Raw genomic sequence first — 20,757 nt, forward strand, 5'->3', positions numbered from 1 at the left:
ATGGAAAACAAAAAGAAAAACTCATCCGGCGAGACCCTGTACAAGATTTTTATCTATGTGGCGCTCATCACGCTGGCAATCTGCATTATCGTGCCGGTGGCGTGGGTCTTTTTGGCAAGCATCAAACAGAACAGCGAGTTTTATGGCAACCCGTGGACGCTGCCAGCCGGCTTTTATTGGCAGAACTTCGTGAATGCATGGACCAAAGCGCATATGGGCGAATATATGCTCAACTCGGTTATCGTTACCGCACTGGCACTGGCTATCCTGTTGGTGGTCGCACTGCCCGCAGCTTATGTGCTTTCCCGCTTTAAGTTCCGCAGCCGTGGTTTGCTGAATGCAGCTTTTATGGCCGGCCTGTTTATCAATGTCAACTACATCGTAGTGCCTATCTTTTTGATGTTTGTTGACGCAGATTCTCTGGTGCGTAAAATGGGCGGCAAACCGTTCTTCTTGAATAACCTTGTAGTGCTGGCACTTGTATATGCCGCAACTGCGCTGCCGTTTACCATCTATCTACTTTCCGGCTATTTTTCCACACTGCCCAAAGCCTATGAAGAAGCGGCTTACGTAGACGGTGCGAGCTACTTCAAAACGATGTATAAAATCATCATCCCAATGGCGAAACCCAGTATCATTACGGTGATACTTTTCAACTTCCTCTCATTCTGGAATGAGTACATCATCGCCATGACGCTGCTCTCTAACCCGAACAGCGGCAAGACACTGCCGGTTGGCTTGATGAACCTGATGAAAGCCCAGAACGCAGCGGCCCAGTACGGGCAGATGTACGCAGGCCTCGTTATGGTTATGCTGCCGACGCTGATTCTCTACATCTGCGTACAGAAAAAGCTGACGCAGGGCATGACGCTGGGCGGCCTGAAAGGTTAAAGGAGGAAACACTATGAAGTTTTTAAGCGAAAACAAATGGATCAGCAAGCTGCTTGCGGCAGTGGTGTTTCTGTTTTGCCTCTGGCTTATCATCACCGGCCAAAAAGTAATCGGCATTGCTTCACTGCTGAAAATGCTGGTGGGCCTGTGCGGGTTGCTGGTACTGCTGTATTGCTACAATAAGCCCTACCAGGGAAAGTAATGCATCGGCCGTATCCTCATCCTCTTACGAGAAAGGAATGTTCGTTTTATGTCTGATTTATTGAATAAGGGCCGCGTCACGATTCCTACCGACGTAGACGTTGTGCCGCAGACGCTGGAGCTGATGCGCCGTTGGGGCGCAGATGCCATCCGCGACTGCGACGGTACCGCCTACCCGGAAGCGCTGAAAAACGTAGGTGCAAAGGTATACTCTACCTATTACACCACCCGCAAGGATAACGAGTGGGCAAAAGCCAATCCCGATGAAGTGCAGCAGTGCTACATTATGACCGGCTTTTACACCGCAACCGAAAATACAGTTTCGATTCCGCTGATGAAAGGTATTTCGCCTGAACTGATGGAAGTAAATACGCGGGACGACATTACCCGCTGGTGGGAGGTCATCGACCGCACAACCGGTGAAGTGGTACCCACTGCCGAGTGGAGCTATGCCGACGGCGCAGTAACCGTGTCGCCTGCAAAACCTTTCCACGATTATACGGTCAGCTTTCTGGCGTATCTTATCTGGGACCCGGTGCATATGTACAATGCAGTCGTCAACGACTGGAAGAACTTTGAGCACCAGATTACCTTTGATGTGCGTCAGCCCAAAACCCACAAGTTTACAATGGAACGCCTGCGCCGCTTTATCACAGAGCATCCCTATGTGAACGTGATTCGCTATACCACTTTCTTCCATCAGTTTACACTGATGTTTGATGAGCTGAAACGCGAAAAGTTTGTAGACTGGTACGGCTATTCCGCTTCGGTCAGCCCGTATATCCTCGAGCAGTTTGAACAAGAGGTCGGCTACCGTTTCCGTCCGGAATATATCATCGATCAGGGCTACTACAACAACCAGTATCGTGTACCGAGCAAAGAGTTCAAAGACTTCCAGGCGTTCCAGCGCCGCGAAGTAGCAAAACTCGCCAAAGAGATGGTAGACATCACCCACGAATGTGGCTGCGAGGCGATGATGTTCCTCGGTGACCACTGGATTGGCACCGAGCCGTTTATGGAAGAGTTCGGCACTATTGGCCTCGATGCCGTCGTGGGCAGCGTAGGCAATGGCTCTACTTTGCGCTTGATTTCTGACCTCCCCGGCGTAAAATATACCGAAGGACGTCTGCTGCCCTACTTCTTCCCTGATACTTTCCACGAGGGTGGAGACCCGGTACGCGAAGCGAAAGAGAACTGGGTCACGGCACGCCGCGCCATTCTGCGCAAGCCCATTGACCGCATCGGCTATGGCGGTTACCTCAAACTTGCCTGCGATTTTCCAGAGTTTATCGACTATGTGGAAAGCGTTTGCAACGAGTTCCGCGAGCTGTATGATAACATCAAAGGCACCACCCCTTACTGCGTCAAAACCGTAGCGGTGCTGAATAGTTGGGGCAAAATGCGCGCATGGGGTGCCCACATGGTGCATCATGCACTCTACCAAAAGCAGAATTACAGCTACGCCGGTGTTATTGAAGCCCTTTCCGGCGCGCCGTTTGATGTGCGCTTTATCAGCTTTGAGGATATCAAAAACGATAAGAACGTGCTCGATGGAGTAGATGTACTCATCAACGTTGGCGATGCAGATACTGCCCACACAGGCGGTGTGGCATGGGAGGATGCAGACATCCTCGCAGCAGTAAAAGAGTTTGTCTACAACGGCGGCGGTATCGTCGGCGTGGGCGAGCCGAGCGGACATCAGCGCGAAGGACGCTTTTTGCAGCTGGCAGGTGTATTTGGCATAGAAAAAGAAACCGGATTCACCTTGAACTACGACAAGTATAATTGGGACGAGGAGACTAATCACTTTATTTTGCAGGACTGCACAAAACCCATTGACTTTGGCGAAGGCAAAAAGAATATGTACGCCTTTGAAGGCACAACAATTCTCTGCCAGCGTGAAAAAGAAGTTCAGATGGCAGTGCATGAGTTTGGCAAAGGTCGCGCAGTTTACCTCAGCGGTCTGCCGTATAGCTTTGAGAACAGTCGTTTGCTGTACCGCAGCATTTTGTGGAGCACCCACGACGAAAAGAATCTGCATAAATGGTTCTCCTCCAACTTCAATGTGGAAGTCCACGCTTATGTGAAAAACGGCAAGTATTGTGTGGTCAACAACACCTACGAACCACAGACCACTACAGTGTACCGTGGCGATGGCAGCAGCTTTTCGCTGTCACTGGAGGCCAACGAGATTAAGTGGTACGAGATTTAATTTTGTACTGGCAAGCCAACTGCAATAAACACTTATAGCAACACCCCTTGCGGCAGCCATTTCGGCTGTTGCAAGGGGTGTTGCTTTTTTTATGAAAGCTGCGTGTCGAAAAAGTGAAAGACGCATGCTTTTGCGGAGCTAGTTTTTGGGAGCAGACGGTGAAGGAACCACGATTTTTTCAATAGCATATTTTCCTTCCGCAACCGTCAGCACGGCCATCGTAATAGCTTGGTCAAAGCGGCGCGGGCCGCAGCTGCCAGGATTGAGCCACAGGCGTCCATCTACGGTCTGCTCAAAATATTTATGCGAGTGGCCAAATACGACTATTTCTGCTTCGTCCAGCTTTGCGGGGATATCTTTTTTATTATGCACCATAAAAAACGAAAGCCCATCAATGGTTGCGGTAAGCTGCTCGGGCAACAGCGCTGCCCAGTCTTTGTCATTATTGCCGCGCACAATATAAAGCGGTGCAACGCTGCGTAGCGTTTCTACAATTTCTGGCTTGTTGATATCCCCGGCGTGGAAAATGCAGTCACAGCTCTGCACAACTTCCAGCACCTCTGGCCGCAACAGGCCGTGAGTATCTGATAAAACAGCAATACGAGTGGGCATATAGAAAGTCTCCTTTGTCAGTTAATATTGCAATAGTGCTGCCAGATGTTCAAAAGCAGATGCTTTTTGCTCGCGCGCAGCGCAGCGGCAGGGGATTTCGTTTACCGAATGATTGAGCAGTGTCTGCCACTGCTGCTCGACATCTACCGTATAATCCAAAGCAGTAACATCATCCCATGCACGGTTTAAATAAGCGACCTCGCGCCGACCGTGCGTTTTGGTCTGCTGTGGTGTGCCTGCGCGCTCAAGGTAATTACATATAGCTTCTTGTGGTATAGCGGCCTCCAGTAAGCTGCGCTCGATACCGCTGTATGCGATAACGTTTAGGTTGTCCCAATCCGCAACGGACATTGCATAAAGCGCAAAGGTGAAGCGGCTGGCGCAATGTACTGCTAAAAGGCTTGGTTCGCCATGCAACAGGATTTTATGCAAATCCCAGCAATACAGCGTGTCCAGTGGCTCGCCATAACAAAGCGTCTTAATATGTAGAAATCGCTGCAAAGGAATGGTTAAACCAAACTGCATGGGAAAATCTCCTTTTAAAAGAGTACGTATCGGCAAATAGATGATAAATAAAAACAGTCGACCGCAAAAGCAATCGACTGTTTTGGTGCGAGCGTTCATAAGGACAAACTTGTAAAGTCGCATGAGAAAAGGAAATCCGGCAGCAAACAGACGAATATTACTGAAAACAAAACGGCATGTCCACAAACGGGGTAAATGCATCGAAGCAATTAAAAAACTCTGACAAAATCTTTTCGTCAGACACCTGCAAATCTCCGCTTTGATTTGCATCGCAGGGTGTCACGTCCTTAGCCATAAGTTTTGCAAACATCACATGAGACACGGTGCATTCACAATCAAGCTTTTCGGTGTATATCTCATGCGGTCCGTGCACCTGCAACACGCCTTTGCGTATTTGCAACACAAAGCATTCTCCCTCTATATTGCATTTTACAGCCATATTTGTCCCAAAGGTCTTGGGGCCATTCAGCTTTACCTTCATTGCTTCCAGCATATTGTAAGTGGACACATCCAAAAAGCTCTCTGAGAAGGGCGGGAATCCGCCATTTGTGCCCATGTGCTTCACGATTTCCTCAAATGCGCCCTCCAGCTCAATGGCACAGGTTAAATACCAGTTTCTCCAGGTCGCATTTTCGCTGGCGTATCCCATCATGCGGCAAGCCGTGGCCTTCACCTGTCTTGCTGTTATATCGTTGAAATCTATCCGCACAAGATGAGAAGCTAGCTCTGATGCCCATTCGTATTCCTTGTCTTCTAACGACTGTTGCGCAGCCATTAAGACGTTTTCTCGCCCACCCATAAGCTTGATATAGCGCTTTGACGCTTCCGTCGCACTGATTGGATTGAGCGCAGTGGGTTCCCCATTAAACCAACCCAGGTAATTATCATAAATTGCCCGAACCGCTTGGCGGAACGTGCCATAAAACTCGCCCATTCGGTCAGCCTGAAAAAGATGGGGTGGCAAGGTGCCGATTTCGTCCATAATTGCCTCGATGGTATTTCCCTGATTGAGTAAGCGTACCGTTTGGTCGTGGGCATACTGTATGGCATCACCATAATCGCTTAACAGCTTCTCGCAGGCCTCTTTGCCCTCCAAGGGTCGAATATGACAGCCAACAATGGAGTCAGGATGATAAGTGCGCAAGGTTTCTACGGCCTTGTACCACTTTTTCGCATCTCGCGTTTGGCCGCGAACGGTGTAAATATTGGGGAAGGATTCTCCCTGTAGCACCTCTGCTACGTGGAGCACCTTTTCCTTTTTAAAGTAAACGGCAATTTCATCAGCAGCTTCGGATTCCACAAAAAAAATCTCCATCTCTACGCCGCTGACAGTCAATGAAAAAGTCTCGTTACTATTCACGATGGTATTTGGCGTAACAAAACGCGTAATACCCTTGTCTAGCACTGGGCCTAAGCCGAGGTTGACTGCGCCGTGCTCGCCTTTAGGCAATAAATTGCCATACATCCAAACTGCCCGGCCCATTCGGATATCCAAAAGCTCACTGCTACTCTGGGCAACGTTTTTTACGAGCTCCTCGTGACCGACCACAAGCACCGAGCCGTTATCCGATTCTTGCTGCGACACACAAGCAGTCATGCCACCCCAGTGATCTCCATGGTTGTGGGTCAGAATGAACGCTTTTACAGGCAAGTCTGTAATCTTTCGAAATTCCTTCATAATTTCTTCCATGGAGCCAATGGTTTCACTGGCATCCACGAGTATAATACCGTCATCGCCCACAATCATGGTGGGATAATTTAATGCATATCCCACTGCTGAGTAAATGTTCTCTCCAATTTTATAGATTTTCTGTTCCATAACATGAGAATGCTCAGATAATCTGGGGTTAATAAACTGAGATTTTTCAGTATAAGCTAGATTTTTCATAATAGATCCTTCCTTTTCTTGTAGTAACTAATTGTTTTGGGACAGGGCTTTCTTTCCTTTAAAGCCCAGCAGGATTGCAAGGGTTCCAATGAGAATAAACGCCGTCATAATTCCCAGCACCCACAAATAGGTTCCGGTCAGGTCAAATACAAAGCCATAGACAGGCAGAAGCAGTACAGTGGCCAGGGGCGGCCCCATCATCACATTGGCGTAGATGGCTTCGTAGTCCTTTCCTCCAAAAAAATCTTGGGTAAGAAGTGGCGCCAAAACCGGTATTCCCATGGAAGCAAGACCCAAAAGAAAGCCGCCGGCTGTCATAATAATAATTGACACCTTACCAAATGCCAAACTACCAACTGCAAGCAAGGCAGTTGCCAGAATAATTACCGTGGTTTTGTATACGCCTATTTTATCGCTGATCACACCTATGAGTAAGGCTCCTACCGTGCTGCCAATCATGGATATGGATAAGATCGTGCTCATTTGTGAGGAGGAAAACCCAATGGAGTCTCCATAGGTTGCTACATGTTGAGAAAAAGCACCCACCGCTGTAATCGAAATCATAAACAAAACCAGCATATAAAAAGGTTTTGATTTAACGGCAGTTTTCAGCGCAATTCCAGAGCTGCTTGCTGCGACAGACCTCCCTTGCTCAGAGGAGCCTGTCTCATAGGGGGATAGACCTTTATCCGACGGCTTATTTTTTATTGCAAACAGGTTGACAATTACGATTACAACCGCAATGAACAGACCGATATACATATAGGTTTGCTGCCAGCCAATGCCCTTAATCATATTGAGAACCAAGGGTTGAATGACTGCGCCAAACAAGCCAACACAAGCCATTAGTATGCCCAACGCCGTGCCGGTTTTGCTCTTAAACCAACGGTTAATGAGAACCGGGCCAACAAGGTTTACTAGAACGGCTCCACCGATGCCCATTGGAATGGCAAGAAGGTAAAAGCCGATTACCGAGGTCATAAATCCCATGCCAATAAAGCTCGCGCATTGTAAGGCTGTGGCAATAAAAATAAGGGTTTTGGTGCTCATTTTGTTGATAAGATTGCCTGCAATTGGCATAAACAGCATTGTAGCGATGGACGATACACTAAAATATATAGAAAGCGTACCTACACCAACACCCAGCGTCTCTGACACAGGAGCAAGAAAAAGTCCTCCTGTGTTATTGATACCGGCTGCTGAAAGGCTGCGTATCACACACATTGCGATTAAAACAATCCATGCGTAATGGAAGCTTGAATGTCGCTTAGCTTCTTTGTTCATTAAAATATCTCCTTTTTTACTGTTAAAGAGGGAATAAACACTTTAGAGAATTGATGATGCCGACGGCAATAATAACTACGGTGGTTGCATTAAAAACCGTAGTCATCTGAGCTACCTTCAGCTTTTTGTTTAGCGTTGACCCAATAAATCCTCCGAGAATACCGGCGGGAATCATAAGCCAAAGCATAGTCAAATCTTGTCCAACAAATCCACCACTCAAGGCCGTGGTTATAAGTTTTGAGGCTTGAGAAAAGAAAATTAATAAAATGGAGTTCACAGCTGCTTGCTTTGGCTCCATTGCAAATAGCAATGAAAGGGCAACAATGTTGATGGGGCCTCCGCCAATGCCTAAAAAAGAGGATGCTGTCCCTAAGCAAATACCTGTCACAATTATGATTAATGGATTTTTCAAGCGAAAGGTTGCCTTTTCCCGAAACTTATTTGTGTAAATCAAAACGCAGATTAACAGAAGGACTAATATGGCATTTTGAACAAATATGACCGAGTTCGCATGAGCAACCGTTTTGAGAAGCCTACTAAACAAAAAATTTCCAATATAACCCCCTAAAAAGGCTCCAGCTGCTAGAAAAATTCCGATTTTGTATTCAATTTTTGTCTTATAGATGATATGTCTGCCAATTGATACAATCGACATAGACAACACGGTAAAGGCTGAAAGGATATTAATTGTTGTAATCGGGTGTTCACCAAGCAAATCCAGCACTGGCTTGATGATAACACCGCCGCCTAAGCCCGAAATAGCCCCTATAATAGAAGCAATTAAGGCAACCAACAGATATAGAATATGATCACCTACCTCTTAAATTTAAATTCATAGCTATGATAATAGGGATAGCAGAGCCGCAAGGGGTAAGAGCCTTGCAATCGTGCGCCTGGCTTGCTATAATCGAGATTATAAAGCTTGGAGTAACTCCAAAGTCAATACTTGTTTGGAGAAAAATATGGGTAAATTATATGCAATCGGTGAATTTGCAAAGCTAGCACAGGTGTCTACAGACACCTTGCGTTTTTATGATAAAATCAATTTGCTCAAACCAGAGGAAACAGACAAGTTCTCTGCGTACCGCTATTATTCCCATTCTCAGTTAATTAAGCTGGATATCATAAAAGTATGTCGAAGCTTAGGATTATCGATTGATACCATTGCAGCACTGTTTGAAGATCAAGCGGCTGCTGCCTTTGAACAAAATTTGGTGGTACAGCAAAATGTATTACGAGAAAAAATAAAAAGTTTGGAGGATGCAGAGTCTGCCCTAACCAAGCTTGTTGACAGGTTGAGGGTGTTTGAAGAGGTGAAAAACTTAGACGGTTTTTATACCAGAACGATAAAGGCACGTACCATAGCGCTATCGGCTCAATTTGTTGACGAATCAAAAGACCCTTTGGATAACGCTCAAGTTTTTATAAATCTTGTAAAAGAACTACGTAGCAATAATATCCCGCCGGAATATGAAGGGGGATTTATTTTCGAGTTGAAAGACTGCCGCGTTGATCGCATTTTGATATTTGAGGTTGTTCCCGATTTTGTTGTTTCGAAAGGAATACAAATCAAAGCATTGCCAGGCGGTGAAGTCTTATGTATGAGATATGAAGCGCCAAACAAAGAAGACGCAATTAAAATCTTTCTGTCAGAAGTGCAAAGAAGAAATATAAATCCAGCATTTATCATGGATGTCTATTTAATTAATGGGACATTTGATACTGCAAATAGACAGTTTGAATTGCAGTGTCCTATGACATGACAAGCAAAGAGTGTGCAGGTGCTTTTGATTTTTGTCTATTGTCGTATTATTTGCTTTTAAAAATAGAACAGACAAATTAAGGAATGATCCCTTGATTTGTCTGTTTTTAGCATTTATAGTGAAGCGTCTAAGTGATTTGCACTGGCTTATAAATATTACCGAGTTAAAATTAATTGTTCCACAAAGATACAAGTTATAGCTTTAATTTATATAGCAAAACAGCGTTGGGAATTCCCCAATGCTGTTTTGTATTATGACCACTCGAGGGTCATTCATATTGGTCCGAGTGACAGGGTTCGAACCTGCGGCCTGATGGTCCCAAACCACCCGCGCTACCAACTGCGCCACACCCGGATAAGAAGAAATATATGATTTTTGTACTTGTGCTGCATACAGAAAGAAGCTGTAGCAGAAATACTTATATATTATAGCGCGTTTTCATGCCATATGTCAACGGTCGGTATTGACTATCCCTGCCCGGGGGCTTACAATAGACCTTGATGCTCACGCCAGTGCAAAAGCCATTTGCGCGGGTGAGCACGCAAACGTACTTGGAGGTATCGTGATGAATAACAGCGCAAAAACAATGGACAAGGTAATTGCCCTTTGCAAAAACAGAGGCTTTGTATTTTCTGGCAGCGAGATTTATGGTGGTCTGTCCAACACTTGGGACTACGGCCCGCTCGGTGTAGAATTTAAAAATAACGTAAAAAAAGCCTGGTGGAAAAAGTTCGTACAAGAGTCTCCGACCAACGTCGGACTTGACGCTGCCATTCTCATGAACCCGCAGGTTTGGATTGCATCCGGCCACGTGGGCGGTTTCTCTGACCCTTTGATGGACTGTAAAGACTGCAAAACCCGTCACCGTGCGGACAAGCTGATTGAAGATGTCGGCGGCGATGCCAACGGTATGAGCTTCGAAGATATGTCTGCCTACATTAAAGAAAACAACGTTGTCTGCCCCAACTGCGGCAGCAACAACTTTACCGATATCCGCAAATTCAACTTGATGTTCAAAACCTTTCAGGGTGTTACAGAGGATGCAAAAGCAGAGCTGTACCTGCGCCCCGAAACCGCACAGGGCATCTTTGTTAACTTTGCCAACATCCAGCGCTCTACCCGCCGCAAGCTCCCGTTCGGCGTTTGCCAGGTAGGTAAATCCTTCCGTAACGAAATTACTCCGGGTAACTTCACGTTCCGTACCCGTGAGTTTGAGCAGATGGAGATGGAGTTCTTCTGCAAGCCGGATACCGACCTTGAGTGGTTCTACTACTGGAAAGACTACTGCAAAAACTTCCTCACCGGCCTTGGCATGAAAGAAGAAAACATGCGCCTGCGTGACCACGAGGCAGAGGAACTTTCCTTCTACTCCAAAGCTACCACGGATATTGAGTATCTCTTCCCGTTTGGCTGGGGTGAGTTGTGGGGCATTGCAGACCGTACCGATTACGACCTGGGCCGCCATAACGAAGTTTCCGGCAAAACGCAGGAGTACTTCGACCCCGAAACCAACGAGCACTATGTGCCGTACGTCGTCGAACCTTCGCTCGGTGCTGACCGTGTGGCACTTGCCTTCCTCGTAGAAGCATACGACGAAGAAGTCGTCGATGTAGAGAAGAATGATATCCGCGTTGTGATGCGTCTGCATCCGGCCCTCGCACCCTACAAGGCTGCGATTCTCCCGCTTTCTAAAAAGCTGGGCGGCAAGGCAGAAGAGATTTATCACGATCTGCAAAAGAAATTCATGCTCGATTACGACGATGCCGGCTCCATCGGCAAACGCTATCGTCGTCAGGACGAAATTGGCACCCCGCTTTGCATTACAGTCGACTTCCAGACGGTTGGCGACGAAGAGAAGGGCATCCCCGCAGACAACTGCGTCACCGTGCGTGATCGCGACACCATGCAGCAGGAGCGCGTAGCTATCGCAGACCTGGAAGCATATATCGCCGCAAAAATCGCATACTGATCGTTTGTTTTACACCGGCCTGTGGTCGTGCTGCCCGCTTACAGCGGCAGCGCGCCGGGCCGGTGTTACTTTTATTCTTTTTTGCAGGGCTAAGCTGTTTTGTCCAACAACACAAAACGGCATTGCCGCCCTGCGGCACAGAAAGGACTGGTACCATTTTTATGGATTTGCTGGCACAAATCGCAATTTTGCTGGGGGTTTGCCTTTCGGGCGAACTTTTGGCGTCACTGCTCCCGTTTTCTTTTCCCTCCAGCGTAATTGCCATGCTGCTGATGCTGCTTTTGCTCGCCACCGGTGTGCTGAAACTGCGCCATGTAGAGGGCGTAACGAATTTTTTGATGCAGAACATGGCGTTTTTCTTCGTGCCGCTCTGTGTTAATATTCTCGCTTATCTCGAGATTATCAGTGCTAACATGGTGGCTATTCTGGTCATCTGTTTTGTTTCTACATTTTTAACCTTTGTCACCACGGCATTTACGGTGCGCGGACTGATGAAGCTGACCAGAAAGAAAGGAGAGCCTGACCATGAGTGAGTTTTTTACCTCTCCTTTGTTTTGCATCACGCTTTCGCTTGCGGCTTATTGTATCGGCTGCCGTGTGCGTGCAAAAACGGGAAGCGCATTGGCAAACCCGCTGATTGTGGCAGCGGTGCTGATTGGCGCGGTGCTTTTTGCTACCGGTACCGACGTTGAGGCCTATTATGAGGCCACTGACATGATTCGTTTTTGGATTATGCCCGCAACTGCAGTGCTCGGCGTTGCAATTTACAAGAATCTGACGCTGATTCGCAAGCAATGGCTGCCTGTACTGGGTGGCTGTCTGGTAGGTGCGCTGACGGCGATTGGCAGCGTGGTCGTGCTTGCAAAAGCCTTCGGGCTGGAGCGAGAGCTGGCCGTTGGCCTTGCGCCTAAATCGGTGACAATGGCAATCGCGACCTCGCTGTCAGAGCAGCATGGCGGTCTGGTACCCATTACGGTGTTTGGCGTTGTGCTGACCGGCGTGCTTGGTGCAGTTGCTGCACCGTTGCTTATTCGTCTGCTGCGCATCAAAGATCCGACCGAGGCAGGGCTTGCCATTGGTGCTTCGAGCCACGCAGTTGGCACCTCTACCGCAGTGCAGCTGGGTGAAATAGAGGGTGCAATGAGCGGTGCCGCTATCGGACTTGTGGGCATCTTTACCGTGCTGTTGGCACTTGCTTTGCCTTACGTGTTGTAAAGTTTGCTCTTAATTTAAAATCAAATTCGATTGATGCAAAAGGACCATGTGTGCCGCAGCTGATTTTGAGGCACACTGTTTTTAATCAGAAAGGCAGGAATGGACCATGAATAAAGAATTACTTCAAAAATACGCAGACTTTGCGGTAGAGATTGGTGTGGGCTTGCAGCCGGAACAGACACTGATTATTACCTCTTCGGTAGAAACTGCCGAGTTTGCAAGAATGTGCGCAACCGCGGCATTTCGCGTCGGTGCACGCGATGTAGTCGTCAAATATGGCGATGACAAGTTGGCTCGTATCCGCTTTGAACACGCAAGCGAAGATGCGCTTTGCGACGTAAAAGCTCACGTAGTGCGCAGCTATCTGGATTACGTGGAAAGCGAGGGTGGCGCGGCTGTGCTGCATATCCTCGCTGAAAATCCGGAGGCATTCAGTGGCCTGGATGCAGCCAAGGTGGACAAAGCCAATACCGCACGCCGCAGTGCGCTGAAAGAGTGGCGCGATTACACGATGAATGACCGCGTGGCATGGTGTATTGTGGCAGTGCCCGGCGAAGAGTGGGCGGCGAAAATCTTCCCCGGCGATGCAGATGCCGTGGAGAAACTTTGGCAGGCCATCTTTGATGTTTGCCGTGTAACTGGCGGCGACCCTGTTGGCGCATGGAAAGCCCATGTGGAGAAAATGACCGCTTATCGCGATCGGCTGAACGAGCTGGACCTCGAAAGCGTGCATATGAAAAGTGGCAATGGGACGGACCTGACTGTGGCCCTTGCCGATGATGCCGTATGGGAAGGCGCACGCAGCCACACTCCGGCAGGGCAGGGCTTTATTGCCAACATTCCGACCGAAGAGGTGTTTACCGCACCCCATAAAGATAAGGTGGAAGGTATTGTTTATGCCACGAAGCCGTATGTATACCACGGTGACCTCATCGAGGGGCTTTGGGTGAGGTTTGAAAAAGGCCGCGTAGTGGAATATGGTGCAGACAAAAATGAAGCACTGCTGAAAATGCTGCTGGATACTGACGAGGGAAGCCGTAGCATTGGTGAGCTGGCACTTGTACCGAAGAGCAGCCCCATCAACCAGAGCGGATTGCTATTCTACAACACCTTGTTTGATGAAAATGCTGCCTGCCATATTGCATTTGGCGATGGCTACCCCGGCACCGTACAAGGCGGCACCGGCATGACACAGGAAGAGCTTTTGGCCCACGGCGTCAACCATAGCTTGATTCATGAAGATGTTATGGTGGGCGCGCAGGATATGTGCATTACCGGTAAAACGCGCGACGGGCGTGAAGTGGCCATTTTTGAAGATGGCGACTGGGCCCTGTAAAGACCAAACTGAACCACGTATGCAAAACGGTAACCTTGTTGGAGGTTGCCGTTTTGCTATATTGCAGGGAATCATAAAACGAATATCAGTAAGAAGGTATCGCCGGGATAAAAAGTCTTAAAGCGAATTTTATGTTGCAAGCAAGTAGAATAGAAAGAAATAGACGTAAATAGTTGCTACTGTACAAAGCGAATGATATGATAGTGCTGGATTAAGTGTTTTTAACGCAAGACTTTTCACAAGAGAGGCAAAAACCAACCTCTACATTAATACAATGGCGGGATTCTCCGCATGCAGAAAGGAAAGACTGCAAAATGATTTTTTATTTTTCTGGTACCGGAAATTCAAAATGGATTGCGGAGCAGCTTGCTGAAAAGACCGACGATACTGCGGTTGATATAACGACGTTAAATATGGCGCCAGAGCTGAAAGACGAAAAATATGTGGGGCTGGTTTTCCCGGTTTATGCGTGGGCGGTGCCCGAACCAGTGCGGAATTTTGCAAGGCAACTTGCGCCGAATGTGGGATTTGCCTATGGCGTTTGCACCTGCGGTGCCGAGGCAGGCCTTGCAATGAAACAGCTGAATAAAATCTATCCGCTTCAAAGCAGCTACTCGGTGGTGATGCCGAGCAATTACATCGTAGGCGAAGATATCGAGCCACAGCAGACCATCCGGCAAAAGCTGAAAGAGGCAAAACAGGCCGTGGAACAGATTGCAGATGAAATCACGCGGCACGAGCCCGTTAACCGCGTAGCAGAAGGCGGCATGGCCTTTTTAAAGAGTACGCTGGCGGGCAAAGGCTTTGACCGTTTTGCAAGAACGACAAAGCCATTCTTTGCAGAAGACAGCTGCACTGGCTGTGGGCTTTGCGCACGCATTTGCCCGAGCAAGACCATTCGTCTGGCAGAGGGAAAGCCGGTATGGGGCGAAACTTGTTACCAGTGTCTGGCCTGTATTCATCACTGTCCGCAAAGGGCCATTCAATATGGCGAAAAAACCAAAGAACGCGGCAGATATACCATAGAAAACTATTTGTAAGGCAAAACAGTTTAACGATATTGCGATTTTGCATCAGCACTCATAAGCGGCTGATGCGGCGGCCTAAAAGAAAACGGGCGCAGAAAGGAAACAGAACCAATGCAGAAGCAAAAAACAATCGGCGCGTGGGATTATTTAAACTATGCGCTTTACGCCTTTGGTGGATTGGGACTGGAATTGGTGTTAATTGGACTGATTGAACCGCTTTTATTCGCAGGCGTTTCGGCAGCGGATTACAGCCCTACTCAAATGGTGCTGCACTGGATACTCACCATAGCTTGCTGGGGACTGCTCACGTTTGTTCTGGTGCGTAAGTCTCGACAGAAGTTGACATTTGACCCGATGCAAACGGCAAAGCCGACCACCAAGGGAATTGCCGCAAGTGCAGCGTTGGTTGCCGCCTGTGTGGCACTGAATGCATGGGACTGGGGCGGACTGAAATTACTGGAAGAGTTTCGCCGTAAAACGCTGTTACTGTTTACGGTGCAGTATCTTTATTACTTCTTTGAAATAGCGTTGGTGCTGCTGATTGTTATCTTTGGTCAAAAGTTTGCAGAAACCTTGCTTCGCCGGCAAACCCACTTCCCTTGGGGCGGCATTGTGCTTGGCTGCACCTGGGGTGCTGTGCATATCTTAACCAAGGGCAGCCTCTACACCGGGCTCGGGGTTATGGCGTTCAGTCTTGCTTATGGAGAAATCTACCTGCTGCTGCGCCGCAATGCTGTATGGTCTTACGGTGCAATGGCAATCGCCTTTATGCTGTAAGCCGAACCAATACGGCAAAAATATCCAGCTGCATGAGCGCGCTTTTCCTACAAATAATAAAGAGGCGGACAGCAGATGAAAAGCAGTAAAAGCGGCGGAAGATTTTTTCATTCGCGCAGAATACTTGCTTTTTACAAAACTTGTGATATACTAATATAGAACGCTAATAATTCAACTGTAAGAGTGGACCGCAAGGTCCGCTCTTCGTGTTTGTAGAGGCATTTTTACGGAGGTGCGTATGGCAAAAGGCAAAGGCGGTAACGTAGTTGGCATGGTAGAATCCATTGTGCGACCTGTGGTTGAGGAGCTTGGGTACCGGCTGTGGGACGTACGATATGAAAAAGAAGGCCCGGATTGGTTCCTGCGGGTATTCATCGATAAAGACGGAGATATGACAACGGCGGATTGTGAAGTTGTTTCCCGCGCAGTCGACCCGCTGATTGATGAAGCGGACCCAATTGTAGAGAGCTACTTTTTTGAAGTTTCAAGCCCCGGCCTTGGCCGCCGCTTGACCAAGCCCGAGCATTTTGCTGCAGTTTGCGGTGAGAAAATCAACCTGCGGCTTTACCGTGCAGATGCCAGCGGCCAGAAAGAATATACCGGCCTTTTGCAGCGTGCCGAGAACGACTGCATCGTTCTGAAAACCGAGCAGGGAGAACAGACCATTGCGCTTGCAGACCTTTCGTTTGCAAAGCTTTGCGATGATGAGGATTTGTTCTCTAACGTAGAAAAATAGACCCCGCCCCGCCTTTGGCAGGGCAAACAATACCAGAGAAAACAAAACTTAAATTATCTGCCAGATTTCTGGCTTTGGGAGGAAACCGGAAAAATGAATAACGAATTTTTTGAAGCACTTGGCATGCTGGAAAAAGAGCGCGGAATCAGCGAAGCATACCTCGTCGAAAAGATCAAAGCTGCCATTGTCATTGCCGTAAAAAAAGGCTATGACGTAGAAGACAACGTGGAAGTTGTGATTGAACCCACCACCGGCAAGTTTAATGTTGCTATCGTCAAAATGATTGTGGATGAGGTGACCGACCCGCGCACCGAAATCACCCTTACCGAAGCACAGAACATCAAGGCGCGTGCCCGTGTTGGCACCCAGCTGGAAATTCCCCTCAAAACCAAAGAGTTTGGCCGCATCGCAGCCCAGACGGCAAAGCATGTTATCCGCCAGGCTCTGCGTGAGGCAGAGCGCAACCAGATGTATGCCGAAATGCAGTCCAAATCTCACGAGATTGTTTCTGCTGTGGTGAACAAGGTTGACCCGGTGAAAGGCATTGTAGTGCTGGAGCTTGACAAAGGCGAAGCAATTCTGCCGAAAAACGAGCAGGTTCCCGGCGAGGTTCTGCGCGAGGGCGAGCGTATTAAAGTATACGTCGTTGACGTTGCTGTAACCGAAAAAGGCCCCAAAACCATGATCAGCCGCACCCACCCCGGCCTTGTAAAACGCATGTTTGAGATGGAAGTGCCCGAAATCTTCGACGGCACCGTCGAGATTAAAGCAATCTCCCGAGAGGCAGGCATGCGCACGAAAATGGCTGTTTACAGCAAAGATGAGAACGTCGATCCGGTCGGTGCTTGCATCGGCGCCCGCGGTGCCCGCGTAGCAGGCATTGTAGAGGAGCTTAACGGCGAGAAAATCGACATTGTGCGTTACAGTGACGATCCTGTTGAGTTCATCTCTGCGGCACTTTCTCCCGCAAGCGTTGTCAAAGTGGAACTGCTGCCGGGCGAAATTAAAAGCTGCCGTGTTACTGTGCCCGACAATCAGCTGTCGCTGGCAATTGGCAACAAAGGCCAGAATGCACGCCTTACTGCTCGCCTGACCGGCTACAATATTGATATCCGTCCCGAAAGCGGCTACTATGGTGAAGAGCCTGAAGAGAAACCGGCTGAGCCCGAGGCGGAAAACTAACCCCGAAAGCGAGAGCGCTTTCACCGAAACGGAAGAATAAAGAGGTGACGATCCGAATGGTAACCAAAAAGATTCCCGTCCGTCGCTGCGTTGGCTGCAATGAGGGGAAACCGAAAAAAGAGCTGGTGCGCGTCGTAAAAACAGCAGAGGGGGAGATCTCTGTGGACGTCACCGGTAAAAAATCCGGTAGAGGCGCATACCTCTGTCCGGATAAAAAATGTCTTGCAAAAGCCCAAAAAGCAAAGCGCTTAGAGCGCGCTTTTGAGTGTGCTATCAGTGAAGAGATTTACGAGCGCCTTGCACAGGAAGTGGAGGCGAGAGAAGATGCAGACGAATAAGCTGCTTTCAGCCATTTCACTTTCCCGCAAGGCGGGCAAACTGGTTATGGGCTTTGATGCTGTAAAGGAAAGCCTTGCAAAAGGGCAGGCCTTTTTAATTTTTTGCGCCGGGGATCTCTCGGCAAACACCCGCAAGAGGGTAGACCGCTTTTGCGAAGAATGGGGTGTGCAGGCACGCACCCTGCCGCTGACACAAGACGAACTGCTGGACGTGTGCCCAAAACGCACCGGTGTTTTTGCAGTAATTGACAGCGGCTTTGCAAAGCTCATCTCCACCCAGCTTGCAGCCGAAGACGATACCCACTGAGCCTGCCCAAGGGCGGTGCTTTACAAATTCAAGATACGGAGGTAGAGGCATAGATGATGCTAATCAAATATAAAGCCGGCGACGTCGCCAAGGATCTGGGCGTGAACACGAAACAGATGCTCGACCTGCTGACCGAAAAATTCGGCGAGGCCAAAAAACATACTTCGCCACTGACGGAAGAAGAATTGAATTTTGTGTTTGAACACTACACAAAAGAAAAATCGGTCAACAACTTTGACGAATATTTGGCCGCCAGCGCCCCGAAGCCGCAGCCTAAGCCGGAACCGAAGGCTGAGGCGAACCCGCAGCCGAAACCCGCGGCACAGCCTGCAAAACCGCAGCAGCCGCAGCCACAGAAATCCAAGCCGGCAGCACCCCTGGGCGGCCCGCTGAAACGTGCAGACGGCACGTTGGTAGAAGCAAAAAATGCTGTAAAACCGGCAAAAGAAGAACGGAAAGAGGGAACGCCTGTGCAAAAGCGTGAGACTGTTGTCGTCACTGTAGATACCCGCGGCGGCGAGGTCAACCTCGATAAATTCAATGAAAAGTATGAGTCGCTTGCTGGCGCCGGTACCCGCGGTGCTGCCCAGGCAAGTGGTAAACACGGTAAAGGCGGCGTTGGCGGCAAACAGAAGTTTGGCAACAACAGAAACCGCTTTGGCGGCAAAAACCAGCCGTTCAAAAAACGCGAAACAGAGGCAGAGCGCCTGCAGCGACTGCAGCTGGAAAAAGCGCGTAAAGCCCAGCTGAAAGTTATGATTCCCGACGAAATTACTGTCGGCGAGCTGGCTACCCGACTGAAGCAGACCTCTGCATCGGTCATCAAAAAATTGATGGGCCTTGGCATTATGGCTTCGGTTTCCGAAATCGTTGATTTCGATACAGCTTCGCTCGTTGCTGAAGAACTCGGCGCAAAAGTCGAGCGCGAAGTGCATATCACCATTGAGGAGCGTCTGTTCGAAACCGAGCAGGACGATCCCGCAACCCTCGAAGAGCGCCCGCCCGTTGTTGTCGTCATGGGTCACGTTGACCACGGCAAGACCTCTATTCTGGACGCCATCCGTGCAACACGCGTTACCGCAGGCGAAGCAGGCGGCATTACGCAGGCAATCGGTGCATACCAGGTCGAGAAAAACGGCAAAGCTATTACTTTCCTCGACACCCCGGGCCATGAGGCATTTACCTCGATGCGTGCCCGCGGTGCAAACCTCACCGATATTGCGGTTCTCGTTGTCGCAGCAGACGACGGCATCATGCCGCAGACCATTGAATCCATCAACCACGCAAAGGCGGCAAACACCACCATTATCGTGGCAATCAATAAAATGGATAAACCTACCGCGAATCCTGAGCGCATCAAGGAACAACTTACTCAGTATGAGCTTGTGCCGGAAGATTGGGGCGGCGAAACCATCTGCGTACCGGTTTCCGCACTCACCGGTCAGGGCATTGACGACCTGCTCGAGATGATTGCACTGACCGCAGAGGTCAAAGAGCTGAAAGCAAACCCCAGCCGCCGTGCAAAAGGCGCTGTGGTCGAGGCTCGTCTGGACAAAGGCCAGGGCCCTGTTGCCACTGTGCTGGTACAGAACGGTACTCTGCGTAAAGGCGATACCATCATTGCAGGCACCGTAGTTGGCCGCGTGCGTGTTATGCGCAACGATCAGGGCCGCGTCATCGAAGAAGCTGGCCCGTCCACCCCGGTGGAAATTACCGGCCTTACCGAAGTACCGGCAGCTGGCGACCTGTTTGAGGCCGTTGAAGATGAGCGCCTTGCCCGTGAGCTGGCTGACCGCCGCGCAACCGAGCAGAAGGAAGAGCAGTTCAACTCTTACCAGAAGGTCACCCTCGACAACCTGTTCAGCCAGATTGCGGAAGGCGAGCGCAAAGAGCTGCCCATCGTCGTCAAAGCCGACGTGCAGGGTTCTGCTGAGGCAGTCAAACAGAGCCTTGAAAAAATCTCCAACGAAGAAGTGCGCGTTCGTGTTATCCATGCCGGTGTCGGTGCTATTTCTAAGAGCGACGTTATGCTGGCAAGCGCATCCAACGCTATCGTCATCGGCTTTAACGTCCGCCCGGACCCCGTGGCCAAGGCAGACGCACAGCAGGCAGATGTCGAGCTGCGTATGTACCGTGTCATCTATGACGCCATCAACGACGTTACCGACGCGTTGAAAGGTATGCTGGAGCCGAAGATTCGCGAAGTCGAGCAGGGCCGTTTGGAGGTCCGCAACGTCTTCAAGATTTCTTCTGCCGGCACCATTGCAGGCAGCTACGTGCTGGAAGGCAAAATCACCCGTGGCAGCAAGATTCGCGTTGTGCGTGACGGTATCGTCATCGCCGAGGACGAGATCGATTCTCTGCGCCGCTTTAAAGATGACGTCAAGGAAGTCGCTTCCGGTTACGAATGCGGCGTGGGCCTCGACAAATTCTCGGATATTAAAGAAGGCGACATCTTCGAGGCATTTATTCTCGAGGAGTACCGCGACTAAG

Annotated in this window: 20 protein-coding genes and 1 tRNA gene; 15 read left to right on the forward strand and 6 right to left on the reverse strand. The window is 49.2% G+C overall.

Going from position 1 to position 20,757, the window contains the following annotated elements; translation table 11 throughout:
- Genes C1A11_RS13195 through gnpA form a run of 3 tightly spaced genes read left to right on the forward strand, consistent with a single transcriptional unit; the run spans position 1 to position 3,304 of the window.
- Entirely contained in the window at positions 1 to 891 is an 891-nt protein-coding gene (locus C1A11_RS13195) for a carbohydrate ABC transporter permease (RefSeq protein ID WP_102050908.1), read from the forward strand.
- Between the two features lie 13 nt (positions 892 to 904).
- The gene (locus tag C1A11_RS13200; RefSeq protein ID WP_102050909.1) at positions 905 to 1,093 is read left to right on the forward strand and encodes a DUF6903 family protein; all 189 of its coding nucleotides are present in this window, start codon (positions 905 to 907) and stop codon (positions 1,091 to 1,093) included.
- A 48-nt stretch (positions 1,094 to 1,141) separates the two neighbouring features.
- Entirely contained in the window at positions 1,142 to 3,304 is a 2,163-nt protein-coding gene (gnpA, locus tag C1A11_RS13205) for a 1,3-beta-galactosyl-N-acetylhexosamine phosphorylase (protein WP_102050910.1), read from the forward strand.
- Between the two features lie 138 nt (positions 3,305 to 3,442).
- On the opposite strand, the gene C1A11_RS13210 is transcribed toward gnpA, so the two are convergent.
- The 5 genes from C1A11_RS13210 to C1A11_RS13230 form a co-directional block, all read right to left on the reverse strand.
- Positions 3,443 to 3,916 carry a metallophosphoesterase family protein gene (locus tag C1A11_RS13210; RefSeq protein WP_102050911.1) on the reverse strand — a complete coding sequence of 158 codons (474 nt, stop codon included), beginning with the start codon at positions 3,914 to 3,916 and terminating at the stop codon, positions 3,443 to 3,445.
- 21 nt (positions 3,917 to 3,937) lie between these two features.
- A complete protein-coding gene (locus C1A11_RS13215; protein WP_102050912.1) occupies positions 3,938 to 4,441 on the reverse strand; it encodes a DUF6933 domain-containing protein in 504 nt (167 codons plus the stop codon).
- Positions 4,442 to 4,598: 157 nt separating this feature from the next.
- The gene (locus C1A11_RS13220; RefSeq protein WP_102050913.1) at positions 4,599 to 6,329 is read right to left on the reverse strand and encodes an alkyl sulfatase dimerization domain-containing protein; all 1,731 of its coding nucleotides are present in this window, start codon (positions 6,327 to 6,329) and stop codon (positions 4,599 to 4,601) included.
- 27 nt (positions 6,330 to 6,356) lie between these two features.
- A complete protein-coding gene (locus C1A11_RS13225) occupies positions 6,357 to 7,613 on the reverse strand; it encodes an MFS transporter (protein WP_102050914.1) in 1,257 nt (418 codons plus the stop codon).
- Positions 7,614 to 7,635: 22 nt separating this feature from the next.
- On the reverse strand, positions 7,636 to 8,406 hold the full coding sequence (locus C1A11_RS13230) for a sulfite exporter TauE/SafE family protein (protein ID WP_180950369.1): 771 nt from the start codon (positions 8,404 to 8,406) through the stop codon (positions 7,636 to 7,638).
- A gap of 169 nt (positions 8,407 to 8,575) precedes the next feature.
- Here C1A11_RS13230 and C1A11_RS13235 point away from each other — a divergent pair, with 169 nt between their 5' ends.
- Positions 8,576 to 9,376: a MerR family transcriptional regulator gene (locus C1A11_RS13235; RefSeq protein ID WP_102050916.1), complete on the forward strand. Its 801-nt coding sequence runs from the start codon at positions 8,576 to 8,578 to the stop codon at positions 9,374 to 9,376.
- Between the two features lie 278 nt (positions 9,377 to 9,654).
- On the opposite strand, the gene C1A11_RS13240 is transcribed toward C1A11_RS13235, so the two are convergent.
- A tRNA-Pro gene (locus tag C1A11_RS13240) sits at positions 9,655 to 9,730 on the reverse strand.
- Positions 9,731 to 9,941: 211 nt separating this feature from the next.
- On the opposite strand from C1A11_RS13240, the gene C1A11_RS13245 reads away from it, so the two are divergent.
- The 11 genes from C1A11_RS13245 to infB all read left to right on the forward strand — a co-directional run bounded on the left by C1A11_RS13245 (position 9,942) and on the right by infB (position 20,756).
- Positions 9,942 to 11,345, forward strand: coding sequence for a glycine--tRNA ligase (locus tag C1A11_RS13245; RefSeq protein WP_180950370.1), 1,404 nt, complete (start codon positions 9,942 to 9,944; stop codon positions 11,343 to 11,345).
- A 161-nt stretch (positions 11,346 to 11,506) separates the two neighbouring features.
- Positions 11,507 to 11,878 carry a CidA/LrgA family protein gene (locus C1A11_RS13250; RefSeq protein ID WP_102050917.1) on the forward strand — a complete coding sequence of 124 codons (372 nt, stop codon included), beginning with the start codon at positions 11,507 to 11,509 and terminating at the stop codon, positions 11,876 to 11,878.
- Complete coding sequence (locus C1A11_RS13255) at positions 11,871 to 12,560, forward strand: LrgB family protein (protein ID WP_102050918.1); 690 nt, start codon at positions 11,871 to 11,873, stop codon at positions 12,558 to 12,560. Before C1A11_RS13250 ends, C1A11_RS13255 begins: the two co-directional genes overlap by 8 nt.
- Before the next feature lie 106 nt (positions 12,561 to 12,666).
- Positions 12,667 to 13,896 carry an aminopeptidase gene (locus tag C1A11_RS13260; protein WP_102050919.1) on the forward strand — a complete coding sequence of 410 codons (1,230 nt, stop codon included), beginning with the start codon at positions 12,667 to 12,669 and terminating at the stop codon, positions 13,894 to 13,896.
- A gap of 314 nt (positions 13,897 to 14,210) precedes the next feature.
- The gene (locus C1A11_RS13265; protein WP_102050920.1) at positions 14,211 to 14,936 is read left to right on the forward strand and encodes an EFR1 family ferrodoxin; all 726 of its coding nucleotides are present in this window, start codon (positions 14,211 to 14,213) and stop codon (positions 14,934 to 14,936) included.
- 99 nt (positions 14,937 to 15,035) lie between these two features.
- Positions 15,036 to 15,701 carry a hypothetical protein gene (locus C1A11_RS13270; RefSeq protein WP_102050921.1) on the forward strand — a complete coding sequence of 222 codons (666 nt, stop codon included), beginning with the start codon at positions 15,036 to 15,038 and terminating at the stop codon, positions 15,699 to 15,701.
- Between the two features lie 238 nt (positions 15,702 to 15,939).
- Positions 15,940 to 16,437: a ribosome maturation factor RimP gene (locus C1A11_RS13275; protein WP_102050922.1), complete on the forward strand. Its 498-nt coding sequence runs from the start codon at positions 15,940 to 15,942 to the stop codon at positions 16,435 to 16,437.
- A 93-nt stretch (positions 16,438 to 16,530) separates the two neighbouring features.
- Entirely contained in the window at positions 16,531 to 17,619 is a 1,089-nt protein-coding gene (gene nusA, locus C1A11_RS13280) for a transcription termination factor NusA (protein WP_102050923.1), read from the forward strand.
- Between the two features lie 56 nt (positions 17,620 to 17,675).
- Positions 17,676 to 17,957: an RNase P modulator RnpM gene (gene rnpM / locus C1A11_RS13285; RefSeq protein WP_102050924.1), complete on the forward strand. Its 282-nt coding sequence runs from the start codon at positions 17,676 to 17,678 to the stop codon at positions 17,955 to 17,957.
- Complete coding sequence (locus tag C1A11_RS13290; RefSeq protein WP_102050925.1) at positions 17,944 to 18,264, forward strand: L7Ae/L30e/S12e/Gadd45 family ribosomal protein; 321 nt, start codon at positions 17,944 to 17,946, stop codon at positions 18,262 to 18,264. Before rnpM ends, C1A11_RS13290 begins: the two co-directional genes overlap by 14 nt.
- A 56-nt stretch (positions 18,265 to 18,320) precedes the next feature.
- The gene (gene infB, locus C1A11_RS13295) at positions 18,321 to 20,756 is read left to right on the forward strand and encodes a translation initiation factor IF-2 (protein WP_102051101.1); all 2,436 of its coding nucleotides are present in this window, start codon (positions 18,321 to 18,323) and stop codon (positions 20,754 to 20,756) included.
- Position 20,757 lies beyond the last annotated feature (1 nt).

The organism is Pygmaiobacter massiliensis (assembly GCF_900199435.1).
GTDB classification, from domain to species: Bacteria; Bacillota; Clostridia; order Oscillospirales; family Ruminococcaceae; genus Pygmaiobacter; species Pygmaiobacter massiliensis.

Bases quoted from the DNA above. Each gene is read 5' to 3' on its own strand.
- C1A11_RS13195 (WP_102050908.1), top strand. From the start codon at position 1: ATGGAAAACAAAAAGAAAAACTCATCCGGCGAGACCCTGTACAAGATT.
- C1A11_RS13200 (WP_102050909.1), top strand. From the start codon at position 905: ATGAAGTTTTTAAGCGAAAACAAATGGATCAGCAAGCTGCTTGCGGCA.
- gnpA (WP_102050910.1), top strand. From the start codon at position 1,142: ATGTCTGATTTATTGAATAAGGGCCGCGTCACGATTCCTACCGACGTA.
- C1A11_RS13210 (WP_102050911.1), bottom strand. From the start codon at position 3,916: ATGCCCACTCGTATTGCTGTTTTATCAGATACTCACGGCCTGTTGCGG.
- C1A11_RS13215 (WP_102050912.1), bottom strand. From the start codon at position 4,441: ATGCAGTTTGGTTTAACCATTCCTTTGCAGCGATTTCTACATATTAAG.
- C1A11_RS13220 (WP_102050913.1), bottom strand. From the start codon at position 6,329: ATGAAAAATCTAGCTTATACTGAAAAATCTCAGTTTATTAACCCCAGA.
- C1A11_RS13225 (WP_102050914.1), bottom strand. From the start codon at position 7,613: ATGAACAAAGAAGCTAAGCGACATTCAAGCTTCCATTACGCATGGATT.
- C1A11_RS13235 (WP_102050916.1), top strand. From the start codon at position 8,576: ATGGGTAAATTATATGCAATCGGTGAATTTGCAAAGCTAGCACAGGTG.
- C1A11_RS13245 (WP_180950370.1), top strand. From the start codon at position 9,942: ATGAATAACAGCGCAAAAACAATGGACAAGGTAATTGCCCTTTGCAAA.
- C1A11_RS13250 (WP_102050917.1), top strand. From the start codon at position 11,507: ATGGATTTGCTGGCACAAATCGCAATTTTGCTGGGGGTTTGCCTTTCG.
- C1A11_RS13255 (WP_102050918.1), top strand. From the start codon at position 11,871: ATGAGTGAGTTTTTTACCTCTCCTTTGTTTTGCATCACGCTTTCGCTT.
- C1A11_RS13260 (WP_102050919.1), top strand. From the start codon at position 12,667: ATGAATAAAGAATTACTTCAAAAATACGCAGACTTTGCGGTAGAGATT.
- C1A11_RS13265 (WP_102050920.1), top strand. From the start codon at position 14,211: ATGATTTTTTATTTTTCTGGTACCGGAAATTCAAAATGGATTGCGGAG.
- C1A11_RS13270 (WP_102050921.1), top strand. From the start codon at position 15,036: ATGCAGAAGCAAAAAACAATCGGCGCGTGGGATTATTTAAACTATGCG.
- C1A11_RS13275 (WP_102050922.1), top strand. From the start codon at position 15,940: ATGGCAAAAGGCAAAGGCGGTAACGTAGTTGGCATGGTAGAATCCATT.
- nusA (WP_102050923.1), top strand. From the start codon at position 16,531: ATGAATAACGAATTTTTTGAAGCACTTGGCATGCTGGAAAAAGAGCGC.
- rnpM (WP_102050924.1), top strand. From the start codon at position 17,676: ATGGTAACCAAAAAGATTCCCGTCCGTCGCTGCGTTGGCTGCAATGAG.
- C1A11_RS13290 (WP_102050925.1), top strand. From the start codon at position 17,944: ATGCAGACGAATAAGCTGCTTTCAGCCATTTCACTTTCCCGCAAGGCG.
- infB (WP_102051101.1), top strand. From the start codon at position 18,321: ATGCTAATCAAATATAAAGCCGGCGACGTCGCCAAGGATCTGGGCGTG.